We start from the raw sequence: 20,909 nt of genomic DNA, 5'->3' as shown, positions 1-20,909 counted from the left end.
TACACCGTGGTTGTGCACACCCCAGCCTGCGCGGCAATCTCGGCAACACTATATGAGCCGGCCATAAGCATCTCGTAGATCACGCGATGCTTATGCATCATCGAGACCTTCGGGTAGTGCGATTGGTGCTGGATCTCAATTCCGGCTTGTCGCGCCCACCGCCTGACAGTTGGTGAGGGTATCCCTAACTCACGTCCAACTGCGCTTGCTGATGCCCCGTTGGCGATGTGTTGAAGCGCAATCGGTTTGATGGCACTGTATTTCGTTCGGCGGGTTTGCTTCACTACTTCTCCTGGTCGAAAGTGGTGATGCATTCACCGCCTGAACCTACCCCCGGAGCTGCCAGAAGCTTAAAGGGATTGCTGTTCGCTATCTGTTGATAGGAATAAAAAAGGGGTCTGGTTCCAGAAAACTCTGGGACCAGACCTTTTTTCATGTGTAGACGGAGTAGGAATTGTCGTATGACAAATCAAGAAGCGCATCGCCGAGTAACTGTTGTGCTATTCCCCGGGTTCGAGCTCTTGGACGTATTTGGACCGGTTGGCCTTTTTGGCCATGTCCCAGAGATTGAGGTCGAATATGTCGCCAACATTGCTGGTCCGATAACCAGCGCTCAGGGGGCGCAGGTTATCGCCACACGTTGTGCCACTGACCTCGAAACGGTCGATATTCTTCTAGTTCCTGGTGGAGCCGGGAGTAGAACACTAGTTGACGATGCAGAGTTTTTGGACTGGCTCAACAACCTCGGATCCCGGGCGCGGTTAGTGGCATCGGTTTGCACAGGTTCCGCACTGCTTGCTGCGGCTGGGCTTCTTGAAGGAAAGCGGGCAACTAGTAATAAGTTGGCTTTTGATTGGGCTACCTCGTTCGGAAACGAAGTGACGTGGGTGAAAGCGGCTCGATGGGTTGAAGACGGAGATCGCTGGAGCTCATCAGGAGTCGCAGCAGGTATGGATATGGCTGTTGCTTTAATTAGCAGCATCCTTGGCAAGGAAGCTGGTCGATTCGCCGCCAGAAAAATTGAGTATCGGCCTCAGACAGACGGCACTGTCGATCCTTTTGCGGATTTAGCGAAATAGCGGCGCCGGGCTTTTTCTAAATATCGAAACCGTCGAATCCGCCGTCGAAAAATCCGCCGCCGTCGCCGCCGCCGTCGCCGCCACCGAAGAGGCCGTCGAAGAAGCCTCCGCCGTCGCCTGCGTCACCGGCATCTGCACCGCCGCCACCGAAGTCGCCGCCAAGGTCATCTCCACCGAAATCGTCGCCACCGAAGTCTTCGGCTCCAAAGTCCTCGGTGCCGCCGAAGTCGTCAGCGCCGGTGCCCATGCCGCTGGCGAACTCATCAGCGCCGTAGGCAACACCGGCCATACCGTGGAAGAGGGTAGAGAACAGCAGCATCGAGCCTGCGGTCCAGACACCGGTGCGGAGCGCGGACTTCCACCATGGCTCGGAGTACCAACCGGCCGGAACCGGACGGCCAGCGACACGACCACCGGGGTAGTAGTTCGGAGTTTCCGGGGTGGCGTATGGAGAGGCGGTAACCGAGTGGCCTTCGTGCTCAATGGTGCGAGTTTCGGTCACAGAACCAGCGGCCTTCTGCCCCTCCAGCGGTGGCAGTGTCGGCCCCGCCGGCAGGCCCATAATTTCGCGAGCCGCATTGATGTAGTGCAGGCCCTCCAGCGCCGATTCGCGGGCCATTCGCGCCTGTGCCGGGGTGCGCGCAGTAGAAATCTGCGAGGAAGCGGCATTGTAGCGCTCGGATGCGTCAGCAAGAGCCTGCGTGGAAGCCGAATCGGTGCCAGCCAGGTTCAATACCTGTGAGCCCAGTCGCTCAATCCATCGGCGGGCGTCTGCGACGGCGTCTTCCAATTGATTGTTCTGGCGAGCATCAAAGGCCCTGTTAGAGCGGTTTTGAGCCATCGACGCGATGATAATTGCGCCGCCGACGGTGATCGCGATCAGGATTAAAGCCCCCATGGGCTAGGCCTCCAAAAAGGAAATTGCGGGTACTGCTTGTAATTACTTGAGATAACGCATGTAGAGCGAAAAAAGTTCCCGAGCTTACATATCTGTCCGACAGATGTAGCTCGGGAACCAGGAAATGATTGGGTATGGGTAGGTATCTATGATTCGGCGGAGTCGGTGCTCTTGGTGCGGCTCTTCCGATTGGCGTGCCATGCGCGAACTTCTTCGGAATCCCACAGGGTCAACCCATGAAGCTTCGCGACGGGGTCAGGAGCCTTCTTGCGGCCAGCGTAGCTGGTGAAAGTGCCACGTGCGGTGCCGGAAAAAGCAGCGCATTCGACCGCGGTCCATAGTTCGTGTCCAGTATCGGCATCGATAATGGTGGGCTTCATGGTGCCCAGAGTACCCGTAGCACTGGATCCTGAACAGAGGTCAGAAGAATTTCTGGTCCCCGGACGTCGGCTCAGAAAGTAAAAACCGGGAGCAATGCGCCCGGTTGCGTGGAGGGGATGACGGGAATCGAACCCGCGTCTTCAGCTTAGAAGGCTGACAAGTGGGGTTCCTAACGTGATTTTTGATTATTTTTTGGGGGGGGGGACATCGTCAACAACGGGCCGGGGCTCCGATTCGTTCCAGGGGGAGCGGATTTTTCGCGAACGATCCGGTTGCTCTACTCGGTTGCTTTACGACGACCCCGTCGACGCGCGAAACCCATAATATTTTGTTTGAAAACCAAAAACTAGGCGTGATGTGTGACATAGGATGTCGGCATGTCAACCAATGTGCCTGCCAATGACCGAACTCTCCATCCTCAGCCGCGCACGTCGCCGCTCGCGAAGCCGTTGCATCACGACGTCGATCTGCGGGGTCTGCTGATCGGCACGGCGTCGGCCGCCGGGCAGATCGAGGGCGGTGACGAGAACAACGACTGGTTCGATTGGGCCCGCGAGCCCGGCAACATCGCCGATGGTTCGACCCCGCTGCGCGCCACCGACCACTGGAACCGGTGGCGGGAGGACAACGAGCTCATGGCGTCGCTGGGTCTGCCCATCGCTCGCATCGGCGTGGAGTGGGCGCGTATCGAACCGCGGCCGGGGGAGTTCGACCATGCGGTGCTGGATCGCTACCGTGAGGAGATTGCCGACCTGCGGGACAAGGGGATTCGTCCGCTGGTGACGCTCCATCACTTCGTCAATCCGCTCTGGTTCGCTCGGCGCGGCGGCTTCACCTCCGATGAATCGCCGGCGGCTTTCCTGCGCTATGCGGAGACGACCGTGCGGGCGCTCGACGACCTCGTCGACGAGTGGATCACCGTCAACGAGCCGAACGTGTACGCCACCCAGGCGCACATGTTCCGCTCGGGCCCGCCGGGCAACCGCTCGTGGGGCGACACGATGGCCGTGCTGCGCAACATGGCGGTGTCCCACATCCGCGGTTACGAGGTCATCCACGGCATCCAGGGGGATCGGGCGAAGGTCGGCATCGCCCACCACGCACGGGCGTTCGCGCCGCGCAATCCGCGCAACCCCATCCACCGCGGCCTGGCGCGGATCAATCGGCATCTGTTCCAGGACATCGTCGCCGACGCGCATCTGGCGGGGAAGTTCCATCCGCTGCTGGGCGGGGCGAAGGTCGGCCGCGGGTTGCCGTCGGGCCGCCACCACGACTTCCTGGGCCTGAACTACTACTCGCGCACGGCCGTCGACAAGTTCGACGACGGCACCTTCGTCGGGGCTCCGGTCAACGACCTCGGGTGGGAAATCCACCCCGAGGGCCTGGTCGAATGCGCCCGCGACCTGAACGAGCGTTTCGGCGGACCGGTCTGGATCACCGAAAACGGCACCTGCGATCTCGGCGATCTGGAGCTGTCGGTCGGTGGCGTGGACGCGGGCGTCGAAAAGCCGAATCCGGCCGGGGACTACGCCAACCCGGACGCCGGGGCTGCCGACCGCAGGCTGGAGTCGTTCCGGCCGCGGTTCATCCTGGAGCACCTGCGGGCCATCGCCGAGTCGGACGTGCCCATCGAGCGCTGGTACCACTGGTGCTTCGTGGACAACTGGGAATGGGCCGACGGCGAAGAGCCGCGATTCGGCATCGTCCACCTGGACTACGAGACGCAGGAACGGACGATGAAGCCGTCGGGCCACCTGCTGGCCGAGCTGGCCCGCACCGGGCGGATCACCCCGGAGCTGCACCGGCGCTACACCGCAGGCCGTCGTTACCCCGTCGCGGACGAACACACCGACCCCAACGTGCGGGCGCAGCCGCCGGAGCCGGATGGGGTGCAGGGATGAGCTCCTCCGAACACGCCGGCTCCTCCGAACGCGCCATCTCCGACGTCGGGCGTTTCACCGCCGACCCCGCCCAGCGCACGCCGGTGACCACCGGCTGGATCGTGCGGTACGGCCTGCTGTACCTGGGGCAGAACATCTCGTGGGCAGCGCCGACGCAGCTGTTGTTGGCGCAGCAGATCCTCATCTGGCATCCGGGGGAGAAGGAGGAGAAGTTCGCGCTCCTCATGGCGGTCGGCGGGTTCTTCTCCATCATCGGGCATCCGCTGGCCGGGTGGTTGTCGGACCGCACGGACACGCGCTGGGGCCGCCGCGCCCCGTGGATCCTCTTCGGCGGGCTGGCGGCGGCCGGGTCGCTGGTGTTCCTGGGCGCCGCGCCGGGCTTCATGGCGTTGACCATCGGGTGGGCGGTGTTCCAGCTGGCCATCGCGGCGTCAATCAACGCGGCCCAGGCGGTGGCGCCGGATACGGTGCCGGACAATCAGTACGGCGTGGTCTCGGGTGTGCTGGGGCTGACGTACACCCTCGGCGTGGTGCTGGGCACCGTCGTGGCCACGGTGTTCGACCTGGGGCTGGCGTACATCGTCACCGCGGCGCTGCTGCTGGTGCTCATCGGCCAGTTCCTGCCGGGCTTCCGCGACGTGTCCCGGGTGCGGTCGCAGGCGGCCGCATCTCCGGTGCTTGACGACGCCGGCGGGGACGCTGACGCCGTGGTGCCCGCCGTCGCCGAGGTGCCCGGAGGGCTCTACCGCGACTTCACGTGGGTGTTCATCGCCCGGTTCCTGGTGACCACGGGCAACTCGGTCGCGTTGTTCTACCTGTTCTATTACCTGCGCGATCACATCGGCCACCCCGATCCGGATGCCGGCGTACTCGTCCTCACCGGCGCGTATGCCCTGTGCGTCATCGTCACCGCGATCCTGTCGGGCAAAGTGTCCGACAAGATGGGCAAGCGCCGGGTGTTCGTGGCGTTGTCGTCGATGGGCGTCGCCGGGGCCTGCGCGATCATGGCGTTCGCCGGGAGCTTCGCCATGGTCGTCGGCGCGGCGGTGCTGTTGGGTCTGTCGTGGGGCGTGTTCATGGCCGTCGATCAGGCCCTGATCAACCAGGTGCTGCCCAAGGCCGATGAGCGCGGGCGTGACGTGGGCGTCATGAACCTCGCCGTCGCCGGCCCGAACATGGCCGCCCCGGTGCTCGCCGCCTTCGCGTTGGCGAACCTCGGCGGGTACCCCGGCCTGTACGTTTTCGCGGGCGCGCTCACCGCCGTCGGTGCGGTGCTGGTGTACCGGGTGCGGTCCGTGCCCTGATCTCCGTGCGTTGAACAGCGTGCGGCCGGTGCCTTAATCTTCGTGCCTTGAACGGCGTGCGGTCGGCGTTACGGTTTGATACCGTTCGTTGCAGTCGATGAAAGGTGTTTATCCCCGTGCGCCCCACGAAGAAGTTGTCCCCCGCCGCATTCGGCGCAGCGTCCCCCGCCGTCTCCTCTGTGGAGACCGGTGCCGAGGCCCGGTCCGCGAGCCGAGTCTCAGCGGCCCCGTCGTCCCGGACGTCCTTCGTCCGCAGGGCGTTGGCCCCGGTCACGGCGCTCGCGCTGGCGGGCACGTTGCTGTCGGTGCCGCAGGCGTCGGCCGGCGGCTCCGCCGGTCCGGCCGATCTCGGCGGGTTGGACTGGGGCGCGTGCCCGACCGCGGCGATGACCGCGCCGGGCACCGTGTGCGCGGACATCGACGTGCCACGTGATTATTCCGACCCGGAGGGCGCGACGATTTCCCTCACTGTCAGCCGGGTTCCGGCGACGGGGGAGCGCCGTGGCGTCATCGCAGGCAATCCGGGCGGCCCCGGCGGCGACGCGTTGGGAATGTTCTCCGACGAGGCCGTGAGGATGCCGACCGCCGTCCGGGAGCACTTCGACCTCATCGCCGTCGAGCCGCGCGGCCTGGCCTGGGGCACCCCGCTGAACTGCAACGTGGCGGACATCCCGATGACGGGTCTGCTCTCCGGGCAGGTCGGCGCGATGTACGCCTCCTGCGAAGCCAATGAACCGGGATACGCGGCGACCATCACCACGGAGAACACCGCTCGCGATCTCAACCATGTCCGCGACGTGCTCGGCCAGGACGTCATGCACCTCTACGGCCTGTCCTACGGCACGGATCTGATGAGCACGTACGCGACCCTGTTCCCGGACAAGACGGGCCGGATGGTGCTGGATTCCTCGGTCGATCCTGCCGACCGTTACTTTCGGCTCGGAGACTCGCGCGAGCCGTGGCGCCGCGAGGCTCTCAACGCGATGTTCCAGTGGATCGCCGACCGTGACGACGAGTACGGCCTGGGCACCACCGCCCTGCAGGTGTACGCGCGCTGGTCGCAGCGCATCAACGAGGAGGTTGGCGCGCCGGGTCAGGTCTACCCGCCGCCGACGCAGGTGGGCGACGTGCCCGCCGCCTTCGCCGACGACCCGGAGGCGTTCATGCAGCTGGCCGACGGCGTTCTGCCCGTCGCGTGGCGCAGCCATTCCTTCGCGGCGAACCTGATGCGCCCCGGCGCCGGCAATCAGTCGGTGCTGCTGCAGCAGACCTTCGCGGCGACGTACTCGGAGAGCATGTGGCCCGACATCGCCGACGCCGTGGTCACCGGCGAGGTGGAGACCCCCGAACTACCCGAGGGCGTGACCCCGGAAGACATGATGGCGCAGACCGAGGCGATGGGAACCATCGAGCGGGCGATCATCTGCAACGACAACGTCACCGCCGCCGACCCGTCCCGCATTCCCCGCACGTACCTCGACCAGTTCACCGGCGGCGACATCTTCCGCCTCAACGCCGATGCGCTGTCGTCGGGGCAGCTATGCCTCGGCTGGCCGGGGCAGGGCGCTGCCGTGGAACTCAGCGGCGACGCCCTCGAGTCGAAGCCGCTGCTGCTCCACTACGACCGCGATGCGGCGGTGACCGGCACGGGCGGCCGCGCGATGCAGGCGGTCATGGGCGGCGAGCTCATCGAGCTGCCGGGCCACGGCCACGGCGTGCTCGTCGCCCACAACGACGCCGACGAGATCGCCAACGTCGTCGCCGCCCACTACTTGGGCTGACCGGTCATGCCGGGCTGACCGGTCCGAGATTGGGCCGGCTACTTGCCCTTCGCCTCGTGGCCTTTCTGCCACTCGCGCACGTCGTCGGAGTTCCGCGGGTTCAGCCCGTGGAGCTTCGCCGCCGGCACCGGCGCTTTGCCACGGCCCGCATAGCTGGTGAACGTGCCGCGCGCGGTACCGGTGAACTCCGCGCATTCGGCGACGGTCCACAGCTCGACGCCGGTGTCCTTGTCGATGATGCGAGGATTCATGCCGCCGGGACTAGTTGTGCGTGACGACGGCAAAAGACCCGACATGACAGTGCCACCGACTTGTTACCGACGCTGTATGAAACCGTGACGCGCGCACGCGGTCGTGACATGCCTGTGACGGATTTCGGGACGGATCCCGTCAAAAAGAAGAACACCCTCCGACGCTGGCCGGAGGGTGCTTTCACATGGAGGGGATGACGGGAATCGAACCCGCGTCTTCAGCTTGGAAGGCTGAGGTATTAGCCACTATACGACATCCCCATAGACAGAAATCCGGTTTAGATGCGCACTCGCCTCAACCAGACCGTGTCTTGGTACAAGGCATATTAACTCGTTAAAGCGCACATACAAAAATCGATGCCAGGTTTTTCTCGAAGGATTTAAAGAAAAGTGGCTGTGGCCGGGAAAAACAGAAAATGAAACTAAAGCAATATGGGGTATATGAAACAGGCGTATAGCCGTTGATTACACTGTCACACGACTCAACAAAGGGGCAGTCGTTTTAGGCGGCTTCTTTGGGGAGTCGGCCGACGAATGGAGTGTTTGCAGTAAACGAGGCCGCCAAAAGCAGTGCCGAGGTGATGCAAACGCCCTGTGATATGCATGGTTTTCATGAAACCGGTAGTAGTTGGCAGGTTGGCTCTCGATGGCGTCGTAAAGCGTTTTCAGACAGAGCATTAGCCTGGTTGAACGCGTGGTTTTGTGATTTCATTAATCGTCAGGTAAATCTATACGGGTCCGTTGTGGAAACGCGATTTCGCGACTATGAGGGCCCCGGTGCAGATGCTCCAAAGGGGTTTCTGCTAGGTTTCGAATGACGCATACGGGGTATGGCGCAGCTTGGTAGCGCGTCCGCTTTGGGAGCGGAAGGCCGTGGGTTCAAATCCCGCTACCCCGACCAGTATCACGGGCACTCCCGTGGTCTATGAATTAATCATCGAGTTGCAGGAGAGTGCACCAGTGAAGTCTTCCGTTGAGAAGCTCAATGAGACCCGAGTGAAGATTACCGTCGAGGTCCCGTTTGACGAGCTGAAGCCAGAGTTCGACAACGCCTACAAGGCACTGGCTCAGCAGGTCCAGATTCCGGGCTTCCGTAAGGGTAAGGCACCGGCAAAGTTGATTGAGGCCCGCTTCGGCCGCGGCCCAATCCTGGAGCAGGTGCTCAACGACATGGTTCCGTCCCGCTACGACGAGGTCGTTCGCGAGGAGGACCTGAAGGTTATCGGTCAGCCTGAGGTCGACATCACCAAGCTGGAAGACGGCGAGCTCGTTGAGTTCACCGCTGAGGTCGACGTCCGTCCGGAGATTGAGCTGCCGAAGTTCGAGGACATCGCAGTTGAGGTTGACCCGCTGGTCGCCGACGACGAAGCTGTTGAGGCTGAGCTGCAGAACCTGCTCGCTCGTTTCGGCACCCTGACCGGCGTCGAGCGTGCAGTTGAGAAGGACGACTTCGTCTCCATCGACCTGTCCGCCACCATCGACGGCGAAGAGCTGGAAGAGGCCTCCACCGAGGGCCTGTCCTACCAGGTTGGCTCCGATGACCTGATTGACGGCCTGGATGACGCTGTTGTTGGCCTGTCCCAGGGCGAGTCCAAGGAATTCACCACCAAGCTGGTTGCTGGCGAGCACGAGGGAGAGGACGCTCAGGTCACCGTTACCGTTCAGTCCGTCAAGGTCCGCGAGCTGCCGGAAGCTGACGACGACTTCGCTCAGATGGCTTCCGAGTTCGACACCATCGACGAGCTGAAGGAAGATCTGGCTCGCCAGGTTGAGAACACCAAGAAGGGTGAGCAGGCTCAGCAGGTTCGCGACAAGGTTCTGGCTGCCGCTATGGAGCAGACCACCATCGCTCTGCCGGAGGGTGTTGTCAAGGAGCAGGTCGAGGGCCAGCTGCAGCAGCTGCTGGGTCAGTTCGGCGGCGACGAGAAGGTTCTGAACTCCATGCTGGAGGCACAGGGCACCACCCGTGAGCAGTTCGACGAGGACTCCAAGAAGTCCGCTGAGGAAGCTGTCCGCACCCAGCTGTTCCTGGACGCACTGGCTGAAGAGATCCAGCCGGATGTTTCCCAGCAGGAACTCACCGACCACATCCTGTTCACTGCTCAGTCTTACGGCATGGACCCGAACCAGTTCATCCAGCAGATTCAGCAGTCCGGCCAGCTCGGCAACCTGTTCGCAGACGTTCGCCGCGGCAAGGCTCTGGCTACCTCGATCCTGAAGGCTTCCGCCAAGGACACCGAGGGCAACGAAATCGACCTGAACGAGTACTTCGGTGAGGTCGAGCCGGAGGCTGAGAAGGCTGAGTCCGACAAGGCTGAGGACACCTCCGCTGAGTAAGCCCCGCAATTAGCGCGGCGCGTTCGACATGACGCAACGCTTATAGCGAACAAGGGCCGTTCCCGAAACAAAGGGGCGGCCCTTTTCGTTACCCTCTAATGAACGACAAAACTCGCACACGTACGAAAAAGGAGTACACAGATGAGCGATAACGCCCAGATGTCGACGAACACGGTTTTCGACAAGCTGCTCAAGGAGCGCATTATTTGGCTGGGTGAGCAGGTCGACGACGAGATTGCCAATAAGCTCTGCGGTCAGATGCTGCTCCTGGCAGCCGAGGACCCAGAGGCGGATATCTCGCTGTACATTAACTCCCCGGGTGGCTCCGTCACCGCCGGCATGGCCATTTACGACACCATGCAGTTTGTTCCGTGCGACGTGGCTACCTACGGCATGGGCTTGGCAGCTTCCATGGGTCAGTTCCTGCTCGCCGCAGGTGCTAAGGGCAAGCGTTACGCACTGCCGCACGCCCGCATTATGATGCACCAGCCATCTGCAGGTATTGGCGGTACCGCATCCGACATCACCATTCAGGCTGAGCAGTTCGCTGCCACCAAGAAGGAGATGGCTCGTCTGATTGCGCAGCACACCGGTCAGCCGGTCGAGCGCATTGAGGAAGACTCGGACCGCGACCGCTGGTTTACCGCAGCTGAGGCTAAGGAATACGGCCTGGTTGACCACGTCGTGACCGCTCTCAAGGACACCGCACGCTAAAAGCGGACAGTAGCGAATAATTAGAGGCGATTTAATCAACATGGAGATGAACAATATGCAGATGCCGCAGTCGCGCTACGTGCTTCCTTCTTTCGTGGAGCACTCCAGCTTTGGTGCTAAGGAATCCAACCCATACAACAAGCTCTTCGAAGAGCGCATTATCTTCCTCGGCTCCCAGGTCGATGACACCGCCGCTAACGACATCATGGCGCAGTTGCTGGTGCTTGAGGGCCTGGACCCGGATCGTGACATCACGATGTACATCAATTCCCCAGGCGGCTCCTTCACCTCGCTGATGGCCATCTACGACACGATGCAGTACGTGCGTCCCGACGTGCAGACCGTGTGCCTGGGCCAGGCTGCCTCCGCGGCAGCCGTGCTGCTCGCTGCGGGTGCACCGGGTAAGCGTGCAGCTCTGCCGAATGCGCGCGTTCTCATTCATCAGCCGGCTACCCAGGGAATCCAGGGCCAGGTTTCCGACCTGGAGATTCAGGCGAACGAAATCGAGCGCATGCGCAAGCTGATGGAGGAGACGTTGGCTCGCCACTCCGGTCGCACTGCAGAGCAGATCCGCAAGGACACCGACCGTGACAAGATCCTGACCGCTGAAGAGGCCGTCGAGTACGGCATCATCGACCAGGTCTTCGAGTACCGCAAGCACAACGCCTAAATGGGGACATGGTCTCTTTGGAGTGCTGCGCACTGGCCGTCGTAAAGCACCGGGCGAGATCGCGTGAAATTCGCCTCGCCCCTGGCGTGGAAGCCGGTATTTGCGCACACTCACGGTAGGCTGGTCTGAAGCAGTTATTGGCAACGAAGCGGAAAGGCGGCGGCGGGAGCCTCATGGCGCGTATGCAAGAAAGTGCGGATTTGCTGAAGTGCTCTTTCTGTGGAAAGAGTCAGAAGCAGGTCAAAAAGCTGATTGCCGGACCTGGTGTGTACATCTGTAATGAGTGCATCGAGCTCTGCAACGAGATTATTGAAGAGGAGCTCAACACCGGCGGCGAGGCAACTGGCAACGACGACCGCCTGCCGCGTCCGATGGAAATTCGCGACTTCCTCGATGAGTACGTCATCGGCCAGGACATGGCAAAGCGCACCCTAGCCGTCGCGGTCTACAACCACTACAAGCGCCTTCGTGCTGCAGAGACCAAGTCGGACAACGACGTCGAGCTACAGAAGTCGAACATTCTCTTGCTGGGGCCGACAGGCTGTGGCAAGACCTACCTGGCACAGACGCTGGCTCGCAAGCTGGATGTGCCGTTCGCAATCGCTGACGCCACCAGCCTGACCGAGGCCGGCTATGTCGGTGAGGATGTGGAGAACATCCTGCTGAAGTTGCTGCAGGCTACTGATTTCGACGTCGAGAAGGCGCAGCGCGGCATCATTTACGTCGATGAGATTGACAAGATCTCGCGTAAGTCTGAAAACACCTCTATCACTCGCGATGTCTCCGGTGAAGGTGTGCAGCAGGCGCTGCTGAAGATTCTCGAGGGAACCGTAGCCGCCGTGCCCCCGCAGGGTGGGCGCAAGCTGCCAAACCAGGAGTTCATTCAGTTCGACACCTCCAATGTCCTGTTCATCGTCGCCGGTGCGTTTGCCGGTCTGGAAAAGGTCGTTCAGGAGCGAGTCGGCAAGAAGGGCCTGGGCTTCGGAGCAGATGTCACCTCGGCTAACGACGAGGACATGAAGGATCCATTCCGCGACGTGCTGCCGGAGGACCTCGTTCGATTCGGCCTGATTCCCGAGTTCATTGGCCGCCTGCCCGTTATCGCATCGGTCACCAACCTCGATGAGGACGCGCTGGTTCGCGTACTCACCGAGCCCAAGAACTCCCTGGTCCGCCAATACCAGCACCTGTTCGACATGGATGGTGTGCGCCTCACCATCGACGACGAGGCACTGCGCGCCATTGCTGCCAAGGCGATTAGCCGCAATACCGGCGCCCGTGGTCTGCGCGGCATCATGGAAGAAATCTTGGTTCCCGTGATGTTCGACGTACCAGAGCGTGACGACGTTGCGGAGGTCATTGTCCACAAGGAATGCATCACGGACGGTGCAGCGCCAGAACTCGTTGAACGCAGCGCGGACAAGAAGACTGCGTAAAGGTAGCTGAAAACCCGGTTAGAGCGCCTGCTCTAACCGGGTTTTGATGTCTGTGTGGAGCCCTAGTCGTCCATGCCGTAGATGTCGCGGTAATCCGGGGCATCATCAGCAGCCAAGTCCTGAGTCTCTGGGTTGGGCTGATCGCCATAGACCTCTGCGCCAAGCGCGGACGAGTTCGCGCCATGGGAGGCCAGCAAGGAAGTGTACGAGCTTCCCGGTTCGTTGCGAGGCGAGGATGTCAACAGGCTGGTCACGGTGTCCTGTGCGAACTCACGCAGCTTGTCCGACAGCACCGTCGACTGCATTTCAATGCCGTAGAGGTTTTCAAAAGTCCGTTGGTGCAGGGTGGGGAAGGTGGCCAGTGAGAGCACGAGAATATAAAGATCAAGTGCGGAAATGTCAGTGCGGAATGCACCGTAATCGCGGCCGAGCAACAAGATGCGGTCAAACTCCAAAACAATTGGGCTCTGACCACCAAGCCCAGTCACGCCTTCTAGCGGCAGGACCGGATGTAGGTTTTCCTGGATGATGAACCGCACGGCGAGCGGGTTCGCCGAGAAGTAGTCATAGATAACACCGACCACATGCTGCAGGGCTTCCACCGGCACATTGGAGTGCGGGCGCAGGTCGTCGTCGTCAGGCCTTACGGTCTCCAGCACATGTGCCCACGTCGCCCTGTAGAGTCCCAACTTGTCACCACAGTGGTAGTGAAGCATGCGCTTGGAGACACCAGAGGCGGCAGCAATGGCATCCAAACGGGCATCTGCATACCCCTTTGCGGTGAATTCTTGAAGTGCTGCCACCAAGACTGCATGGGGGATTGCATCAGAGGAGCCTGGAGACTTCATGAAAATCCTTTGCTTGGACTAGAGAGAGACTAAGGGGTTTTGGCTATCTAACGGGGGTGAAATTGGTCAGTCGCGGACTTCTTTCTAGTGAAATGAGTACACGACCGTAAGTCATGCCTAATGCTATCCGTTTTTCAGAAATGGCCTGAGCGCATCGCCCCCGTCTGCGCCAATTCTGTAGTCGCATTAGAGTGGGCAGCGAATTGATTCTCTCTCGAGAAAGGCCTGAAGTGAACAAGACTCCCGTAAAGGTTGCAGTTACCGGCGCCGCCGGACAGATCGCTTACTCCCTGCTCTTCCGCATTGCCAGCGGTTCGGTTTTCGGCCCTGAGACCCCGGTTGAGTTGAACCTGCTGGAGATCACTCCGGCGCTGCACGCCACCGAAGGCGTCGCCATGGAGCTGTTTGACTCCGCCTTCCCGCTTCTGACTGGCATCAACATCACCGATGATCCGGCAAAGGCATTCGACGGTGCCAACGCCGCATTCCTGGTCGGTGCAAAGCCGCGCGGCAAGGGCGAGGAGCGCTCCGCACTGCTGGGTGCCAACGGCAAGATCTTCGGTCCGCAGGGTGCCGCACTGAACGATCATGCAGCAGACGACATCAAGGTTCTGGTTGTCGGCAACCCGGCCAACACCAACACCATGATTGCCGCTTCCCACGCTAAGGACATCCCGGCAGAGCGCTTCACTGCCATGATGCGCCTGGACCACAACCGTTCCCTGTCCCAGCTGTCGCAAAAGATTGGTGTTCCGACCACTGAGATCAAGAACATGATCGTCTGGGGTAACCACTCCGCAGACCAGTTCCCGGACATCACCTACGCCACCATTGCAGGCGAGAAGGTCTCCGACAAGGTTGACGCTGCATGGGTCGAGCAGGACTTCATCCCGCGTGTCGCGAAGCGTGGCGCAGAAATCATCGAGGTCCGCGGTTCTTCCTCCGCAGCTTCCGCTGCAGCTGCCGCAGTTGACCACATGCGTGACTGGGTGACGGGTACCCCAGAGGGCGAGTGGGTCTCTGTCGCACTTCCGTCCGATGGCTCCTACGGCATCGACGAGGGCCTGGTTGCTGGTGTTCCGTGCTACGCCAAGGACGGCGAGTGGGTTCGCGTTGAGGGCCTGGATCTCTCCGAGGTGCAGCGCGCTGGCATCGAGCGCAACGTCAAGGCACTGCGCGAAGAGCGCGACGCAGTTAAGGACCTGCTGGTCTAAGGGTCGCTTAACGCCTGTTTAAAGGTGCCCTCTTGTGATGGTTTCACAAGAGGGCACCTTTTCATTTACTGCGGTAATCGCAGATTGGCTCGGGGCGTGAGTAAAGCTTGAATTCGGCGGTGCGTAAGTCGCCGATAGCAGATATGGGTTGGGGCGCAAGGGTCGTCGTAAAGCCCCTGGAAAAACAAATCCGGGCAAGGCGCTAAGATGTGACGCGTGACTGAGAACAACGTGGACCTAAACAGAGCAGATAAGTTGCCCAAGTCGTGGAACCCGGCTGACGTGGAGTCGGACCTGTACCAGGGCTGGGTAGACGCTGGCTATTTCGAGGCTGATCCGTCTAGCTCCAAGCCGGCTTACTCTATTGTGCTGCCCCCGCCGAATGTGACGGGTCAGCTGCACATGGGCCACGCATTGGACCACACTTTGATGGATGCGCTGGTGCGCCGTAAGCGCATGCAGGGCTACGAGGTGCTGTGGCTGCCGGGTATGGACCACGCGGGTATCGCAACGCAGACCAAGGTCGAGGCGATGCTGAAGGAGTCCGAAGGCAAGGACCGCTTCGATTATGGCCGCGAGGAGTTCGTGGAGAAGGTCTGGGAGTGGAAGCACGATTACGGCGGACGTATCGGCAACCAGATGCGCCAGATTGGTGACTCCCTGGATTGGTCCCGTGAGCGCTTCACTCTGGACGAGGGCCTGTCCCGTGCGGTTCAGACGATTTTTAAGGAACTGTTTGACCGCGGCCTGATTTACCGCGCCAAGCGCATGGTTAACTGGTCTCCGGTGCTGCAGACTGCAATCTCGGATATTGAGGTCAAGTACGAGGACGCTGAAGGCGAGCTCGTCTCCTTCCGCTACGGCGATGGGGAAGACTCCATTGTTGTGGCGACGACTCGTGTGGAGACGATGCTGGGCGACGTGGCAATTGCCGTGCACCCGGAGGATGAGCGCTACACGCACCTGGTGGGCAAGGTTTTGGACCACCCGTTCCGCGAGGACCTGAAGATTCAGGTCATCGCCGATGACTATGTGGACCGCGAGTTCGGTACCGGTGCGGTGAAGATCACGCCGGCACACGATCCGAATGACTTCGCCATGGGCCAGCGCCACGACCTGGATATGCCGGAGGTCATTGACACCACTGGCCGTATCTTCAACACTGGCACGCGTTTCGACGGCATGGATCGTGCGGAAGCCCGTACTGCGCTGACGGAGGCGCTGCGTGAGCAGGGGCGCATTGTCAAGGAGGTCCGCCCGTACGTTCACTCGGTCGGCCACTCGGAGCGCTCGGGTGAGCCGATTGAGCCGCTGCTGAGCCTGCAGTGGTTCGTTAAGGTCGATGAGCTGGCCAAGATGTCCGGCGATGCTGTTCGCGAGGGCGACACGGTTATTCACCCAGCTTCGCAGGAGCCGCGCTGGTTCGATTGGGTCGATGACATGCACGACTGGTGTATTTCCCGCCAGCTGTGGTGGGGCCACCGCATCCCGATTTGGTACGGCCCGAATGGCGAGGTCGTCTGTGTCGGCCCGGATGATGAGGTTCCGACGGGCGAGGGCTGGACGCAGGATCCGGACGTGCTGGATACCTGGTTCTCGTCTGCGCTGTGGCCGTTTTCCACGATGGGTTGGCCGGAAGCCACCCCAGAGCTGGAGAAGTTCTACCCGACATCCGTACTGGTTACCGGCTATGACATTCTGTTCTTCTGGGTCGCGCGCATGATGATGTTCTCGACCTTTGCTGCCACCCTGGCTGATTCACCGCTGGGTAAGGGGCGCGACGGTCGTCCGCAGGTGCCGTTTAAGGATGTCTTCCTGCACGGTCTGGTCCGCGATGAGCAGGGTCGCAAGATGTCGAAGTCCCTCGGCAATGGCATTGACCCGCTGGACTGGGTCCGTGACTACGGTGCGGACGCACTTCGCTTCACGCTGGCGCGTGGCGCTAACCCGGGCTCTGACCTGCCGGTCGGTAATGACGCCGCTCAGAGCTCCCGTAACTTCGCCACCAAGCTGTTCAACGCCACCCGCTTTGCGCTGATGAACGGGGCCCACGTGGGCGAGCTGCCGGACCGCGACCAGCTCACCGACACCGACCGCTGGATCCTGGACCGCCTGGAACAGGTCCGCGCCGAGGTTGACGCTGCGCTGGATAAGTACGAGTTCTCCAAGGCCAACGAGGCCCTCTACCACTTCGCATGGGACGAGGTCTGTGACTGGTACCTGGAGATGACCAAGGTTGACTTCCCGCGCCTGAACGACGGCGAGACCATGACCGAGGAGCAGGCCGCCCGCGCCGCCTCCACTCGTCTGGTTCTCGGCCGCGTGCTGGATACGCTGCTGCGTCTGCTGCACCCGTCCATGCCGTTCGTCACGGAGACGCTGTGGAAGGCGCTTACCGACGGCGCGGAGGGCTTCGAGGATTCTCTGGTTATTTCCGCCTGGCCGGATGCCACCATGACCACCGACGGCGCTGCTGTCGATGAGGTTGCCGCACGTCGTATTGCCGATGCCCAGAAGTTGGTCACCGAGCTGCGTCGTTTCCGCAATGACCAGGGTGTGAAGCCGTCGCAGCGCGTGCCGGCACGCATGAACCTGGCGGATGCTGATCTGACTGCTCAGGAAGAGATGATTCGTTCGCTGGCTCGTGCTGAGGCACCGGAGGACGGCTTCACCGCTACCGCTTCCATTGAGGTGCGCCTGTCTCAGGCCACGGTCCTGATCGAGCTGGATACCTCCGGCACCGTCGACGTGGCCGCTGAACGCAAGCGTCTGGAAAAGGACCTGGCCAAGGCAGAGAAGGAACTGGCCGGCACCGTGAAGAAGCTCGGCAACGAGGCCTTCCTGTCCAAGGCTCCGGAGCAGGTCGTGGAGAAGATTAAGACTCGCCACCAGTTCGCACTGGAGGAGATTGACCGTATTAAGGCTCGTTTGGAGGGACTTCCGCAGGCATGACCGATCCACGGGATGCTGAACCACGTGATGAGGCCGCAGGCGAGATTCGTTTGAATCTTGGCGGCGAGGACGATTCGGTGACGCAGGAAGAGTCTGCGGTGCGAGAGGAGTCCACTGCAGCGCCTGAGTTTGAATTCGATCCGGCTGACTCTCAGATCGTCGAGGACCTTGAACCTCGCGAAATCGCCGGTGTGATGGCCGATGGCCGCATGCCCGATGACATGCGCCTCGGTGAGGTCTCCGTGTCCGAGGAGGGCCTGAGCCTGCCCGTCGATGTGGATCGCCCAGTCAACGAGCCGGCTCCGCTGGAGGCCACCGCAGAGGAACTGCGCGAGCTCGCAGAGGTGGAAGCCGAGCTGGATCAGCGCTGGCCGGAGACCAAGATTGACCCGTCGCTCGAGCGGATCGAGATGCTGATGGACATCCTTGGCCATCCTGAGCGTGCCACTCCGGTCATTCACGTTGCCGGCACGAATGGCAAGACTTCCACTGTGCGCATGATTGAGTCGCTGGTGCGCGCTCTCGGTCGTCGCACCGGCCGCACCACCAGTCCGCATCTGCAGCTGGTTACCGAGCGCATCGCCATCGATGGCCAGCCCATTCATCCACGCGATTACGTGCGCATCTGGCGCGAGATTCAGCCCTACGTGGAAATGGTTGACGCCAAGTCCGCCGAAAAGGGCGGCCCGCAGATGAGTAAGTTCGAGGTCCTCACGGCCATGGCCTACGCTGCCTTCGCCGACGCTCCTGTCGATGTCGCCGTGGTGGAAGTCGGCATGGGTGGCACATGGGATGCGACCAACGTGGTGGAGGCCGACGTGGCAGTCATCTGCCCAATTGGTCTCGATCACACGGAGTACCTCGGCGATACCCTGGTTGAAATCGCTGCTGAGAAGGCCGGCATCATCAAGTCGCGGTGGAATAAGGACGACTTGCTCACGCCACCGGACAATGTCGCCATTGTCGGCGAGCAAGAGCCGGAAGCAATGGACGTCGTTTTGCGACGTGCCGTGGAAATGGACGCCTCCGTCGCCCGCGCCGGAGTTGAGTACGGCGTCGTCAGTCATCAGCTGGCGGTCGGCGGGCAGAACCTGACGCTCAAGGGCCTGGCCGGCGAGTATGACGATATCCATCTGCCGCTGCACGGTCCGCATCAGGCGCGTAACGCAGCCACAGCACTGGCTGCGGTGGAGGCGTTCTTCGGCGCAGGTCCGGGGCGTCCGCTCAACATTGATGCGGTTCGCGAAGGCTTTGCGACGGTCGCATCGCCCGGCCGTCTGGAGCGCGTGCGCTCGACCCCGACGGTGTTTATCGATGCCGCCCACAATCCGCACGGTGCCCGTGCGCTACGCACGGCCCTCTCCGCTGAGTTCGACTTCCGCCGTGTGATTGGTGTGCTGTCGGTGCTGGGGGAGAAGGATGCTCGTGGGCTGCTGGTGGAGCTGGAGCCTTACTTCGAAGAAGTGGTTATTACCCAGAACACATCGCCGCGTGCGCTGCACTACGACGACCTGGCTGACCTCGCGGAGGAGATTTTCGGCGAGGAGCGCGTGCATCGCGTACCGACTCTGCCGTCCGCCGTTGAGCTAGCTGTAGCGCTGGCTGAGGAAACCGACACCGGAGACGGTATTGTCTCTGGTTCCGGTGTGATCGTCACTGGATCTGTTGTCACTGCGGGCGAAGCCCGGACACTATTTGGAAAGGACCCGCAATGAGCGAATCTCAGGCGAGCCAGCCACAGGGCAATGGCGCGGAGGATTACACCGCTGCCGACCGCGAGGCCCTGCGCGCCTACCGCGAGGGGCGTGACCTGAGTGAGGGCGGCAAGTATGGCCCGCTCGGTGCGGGACACGATCCGGCTAAGGACCCGCTGAAGGGTCTGCGCGGTGTTATGTCCGGCACGCTGATTATGCAGGCTATCTCGGTGCTGCTTGGTCTGACTGTGGTCACGCGCATTCCCGACGGTCAGATTAACCAGACCTTCTCGGTTACGTACATCACCATCCTGGGCCTGGCTCTGATTGCGATGGCTTTCCTGCAGAAGCAGCCCTGGGCGCTGAAGGCCAACATTGTACTGCAGGTCTTTGGTGTGCTGGCTATTTTCACACACGTGTCGATGGGCGTGGTGGGTATCTTCTTCGCACTAGTGTGGGCCTACATTCTGCACCTGCGGAAGAACCTCATCCAGCGTATGGAGCGCGGTCTGTTGACCACCCAGCACTCGTAGATCTCCCGCGCTCGTAGTCGCGACTTTCACCCCGCTGCACCACCACTCCGGTGCAGCGGGGTTTGTCATAGTATGATGCTCACCATGACTGAACGTACTCTTATTCTGATCAAGCCGGACGGCGTTTCCCGCGGTCTGGTCGGCGAAGTTATCTCCCGCATTGAGCGTAAGGGCCTGAAGCTGGTCGCGCTTGACCTCCGTGTTGCTGACGAGGCAACTGCGAAGGAGCACTACGCAGAGCACGTCGATAAGCCGTTCTTTGGTGAGCTGGTTGATTTCATCACCTCTGCACCGCTGGTCGCTGGTGTTATCGAGGGCCCGAACGCAATCGCTGCTTGGCGTCAGCTCGCTGGCGGCACTAACCCGGTTGAGGCCGCAACTCCGGGCTCCATCCGCGGTGACTTCGCACTTGAGGTTGCTAACAACGTTGTTCACGGTTCCGATTCCCCGGAGTCCGCTGAGCGCGAGATTGGTATTTGGTTCCCGAACCTCTAAACGTTGACGGTTCAGCATTGACCCGTGAGCGTTGAACTGGCGCCGAACTGAGCAAGCAATTGTTTGCCGGTTCGGCGCTTTTTGCTTGTCGACGACCGTGGGGCGGCCCTTCAGCGGGCTGCACGTGTGAATGCGGGCACGGGCTGCAAATGTGAAACTGTAGGAGTTTATGACACTTTCCGGCAATTTTTCAGGCCATTTCTGTCATAAACGCAGTCAGTAACTCGGATTGGCCCGCCGCCACCAATGTCGGTGCGCGCCACCTGCTCGATATGTGCGACAATGGACAGCAGCAGTAGTGCCCGGGAGTTCGCTCCGGCGGATGAAATATGCCGCATGTGATCGCTGAATCCCCGAGTCAGCCGGTAGGCCTGCCAATAAGACTTTCATAATTGTTCATCGTTTTCGGCCCTCTATCTGC

Annotated in this window: 18 protein-coding genes and 2 tRNA genes; 14 read left to right on the top strand and 6 right to left on the bottom strand. The window is 61.4% G+C overall.

Going from position 1 to position 20,909, the window contains the following annotated elements; all coding sequences use genetic code 11:
• A partial coding sequence (locus ADM64_RS10835) for a helix-turn-helix domain-containing protein (RefSeq protein ID WP_241486319.1) occupies positions 1-314 on the bottom strand: 314 nt, incomplete at its 3' end.
• A gap of 147 nt (positions 315-461) precedes the next feature.
• Between ADM64_RS10835 and ADM64_RS08875 the strand changes: the two genes are divergently transcribed.
• On the top strand, positions 462-1,079 hold the full coding sequence (locus ADM64_RS08875) for a DJ-1/PfpI family protein (RefSeq protein ID WP_016422294.1): 618 nt from the start codon (positions 462-464) through the stop codon (positions 1,077-1,079).
• Positions 1,080-1,095: 16 nt separating this feature from the next.
• On the opposite strand, the gene ADM64_RS08870 is transcribed toward ADM64_RS08875, so the two are convergent.
• Together ADM64_RS08870 and ADM64_RS08865 are read right to left on the bottom strand one after the other, a co-directional pair.
• Positions 1,096-1,977 carry a hypothetical protein gene (locus tag ADM64_RS08870; protein WP_016422295.1) on the bottom strand — a complete coding sequence of 294 codons (882 nt, stop codon included), beginning with the start codon at positions 1,975-1,977 and terminating at the stop codon, positions 1,096-1,098.
• A gap of 146 nt (positions 1,978-2,123) precedes the next feature.
• Entirely contained in the window at positions 2,124-2,357 is a 234-nt protein-coding gene (locus ADM64_RS08865; protein ID WP_049193930.1) for a hypothetical protein, read from the bottom strand.
• 378 nt (positions 2,358-2,735) lie between these two features.
• Between ADM64_RS08865 and ADM64_RS08860 the strand changes: the two genes are divergently transcribed.
• The 3 genes from ADM64_RS08860 to ADM64_RS08850 all read left to right on the top strand — a co-directional run bounded on the left by ADM64_RS08860 (position 2,736) and on the right by ADM64_RS08850 (position 7,344).
• Positions 2,736-4,259, top strand: a complete 1,524-nt coding sequence (locus ADM64_RS08860) for a glycoside hydrolase family 1 protein (protein WP_049170990.1) — start codon at positions 2,736-2,738, stop codon at positions 4,257-4,259.
• The gene (locus ADM64_RS08855; protein WP_016422298.1) at positions 4,256-5,563 is read left to right on the top strand and encodes an MFS transporter; all 1,308 of its coding nucleotides are present in this window, start codon (positions 4,256-4,258) and stop codon (positions 5,561-5,563) included. The genes ADM64_RS08860 and ADM64_RS08855 overlap by 4 nt, the downstream gene beginning before the upstream one ends.
• A 260-nt stretch (positions 5,564-5,823) precedes the next feature.
• The gene (locus ADM64_RS08850) at positions 5,824-7,344 is read left to right on the top strand and encodes an alpha/beta fold hydrolase (protein WP_126107929.1); all 1,521 of its coding nucleotides are present in this window, start codon (positions 5,824-5,826) and stop codon (positions 7,342-7,344) included.
• A 38-nt stretch (positions 7,345-7,382) separates the two neighbouring features.
• On the opposite strand, the gene ADM64_RS08845 is transcribed toward ADM64_RS08850, so the two are convergent.
• Both ADM64_RS08845 and ADM64_RS08840 read right to left on the bottom strand, forming a co-directional pair.
• Positions 7,383-7,595: a hypothetical protein gene (locus ADM64_RS08845; RefSeq protein ID WP_048735147.1), complete on the bottom strand. Its 213-nt coding sequence runs from the start codon at positions 7,593-7,595 to the stop codon at positions 7,383-7,385.
• Positions 7,596-7,781: 186 nt separating this feature from the next.
• A tRNA-Gly gene (locus ADM64_RS08840) sits at positions 7,782-7,856 on the bottom strand.
• Positions 7,857-8,419: 563 nt separating this feature from the next.
• On the opposite strand from ADM64_RS08840, the gene ADM64_RS08835 reads away from it, so the two are divergent.
• From ADM64_RS08835 to clpX, 5 genes are all read left to right on the top strand, one after another.
• A tRNA-Pro gene (locus tag ADM64_RS08835) sits at positions 8,420-8,496 on the top strand.
• 59 nt (positions 8,497-8,555) lie between these two features.
• A complete protein-coding gene (gene tig, locus ADM64_RS08830) occupies positions 8,556-9,932 on the top strand; it encodes a trigger factor (protein ID WP_049193931.1) in 1,377 nt (458 codons plus the stop codon).
• A 141-nt stretch (positions 9,933-10,073) separates the two neighbouring features.
• Positions 10,074-10,646, top strand: a complete 573-nt coding sequence (locus ADM64_RS08825) for an ATP-dependent Clp protease proteolytic subunit (RefSeq protein ID WP_016422302.1) — start codon at positions 10,074-10,076, stop codon at positions 10,644-10,646.
• A 46-nt stretch (positions 10,647-10,692) separates the two neighbouring features.
• Positions 10,693-11,316, top strand: a complete 624-nt coding sequence (locus ADM64_RS08820) for an ATP-dependent Clp protease proteolytic subunit (RefSeq protein ID WP_369707172.1) — start codon at positions 10,693-10,695, stop codon at positions 11,314-11,316.
• 173 nt (positions 11,317-11,489) lie between these two features.
• Positions 11,490-12,752, top strand: a complete 1,263-nt coding sequence (gene clpX / locus ADM64_RS08815; RefSeq protein WP_049190865.1) for an ATP-dependent Clp protease ATP-binding subunit ClpX — start codon at positions 11,490-11,492, stop codon at positions 12,750-12,752.
• 62 nt (positions 12,753-12,814) lie between these two features.
• On the opposite strand, the gene ADM64_RS08810 is transcribed toward clpX, so the two are convergent.
• Positions 12,815-13,600 carry a TetR/AcrR family transcriptional regulator gene (locus ADM64_RS08810; protein WP_049190863.1) on the bottom strand — a complete coding sequence of 262 codons (786 nt, stop codon included), beginning with the start codon at positions 13,598-13,600 and terminating at the stop codon, positions 12,815-12,817.
• Positions 13,601-13,830: 230 nt separating this feature from the next.
• Between ADM64_RS08810 and ADM64_RS08805 the strand changes: the two genes are divergently transcribed.
• The 5 genes from ADM64_RS08805 to ndk all read left to right on the top strand — a co-directional run bounded on the left by ADM64_RS08805 (position 13,831) and on the right by ndk (position 20,488).
• A complete protein-coding gene (locus ADM64_RS08805) occupies positions 13,831-14,814 on the top strand; it encodes a malate dehydrogenase (RefSeq protein ID WP_038628100.1) in 984 nt (327 codons plus the stop codon).
• Positions 14,815-15,030: 216 nt separating this feature from the next.
• Positions 15,031-17,766, top strand: coding sequence for a valine--tRNA ligase (locus ADM64_RS08800; protein WP_049193928.1), 2,736 nt, complete (start codon positions 15,031-15,033; stop codon positions 17,764-17,766).
• A gap of 209 nt (positions 17,767-17,975) precedes the next feature.
• Complete coding sequence (gene folC, locus ADM64_RS08795) at positions 17,976-19,481, top strand: bifunctional tetrahydrofolate synthase/dihydrofolate synthase (RefSeq protein WP_224784299.1); 1,506 nt, start codon at positions 17,976-17,978, stop codon at positions 19,479-19,481.
• Positions 19,478-19,993, top strand: a complete 516-nt coding sequence (locus ADM64_RS08790) for a DUF4233 domain-containing protein (protein WP_016422309.1) — start codon at positions 19,478-19,480, stop codon at positions 19,991-19,993. The genes folC and ADM64_RS08790 overlap by 4 nt, the downstream gene beginning before the upstream one ends.
• Positions 19,994-20,077: 84 nt before the next feature.
• On the top strand, positions 20,078-20,488 hold the full coding sequence (gene ndk, locus ADM64_RS08785; protein ID WP_038629458.1) for a nucleoside-diphosphate kinase: 411 nt from the start codon (positions 20,078-20,080) through the stop codon (positions 20,486-20,488).
• Positions 20,489-20,909 lie beyond the last annotated feature (421 nt).

Origin of the sequence: Corynebacterium sp. 401_CJEI (assembly GCF_001076435.1) — a bacterium.
GTDB lineage: Bacteria > Actinomycetota > Actinomycetes > Mycobacteriales > Mycobacteriaceae > Corynebacterium > Corynebacterium jeikeium_D.
The sequence above is the reverse complement of the archived record's forward strand: the minus strand, read 5'-3'. Positions and strand labels throughout refer to the sequence as shown.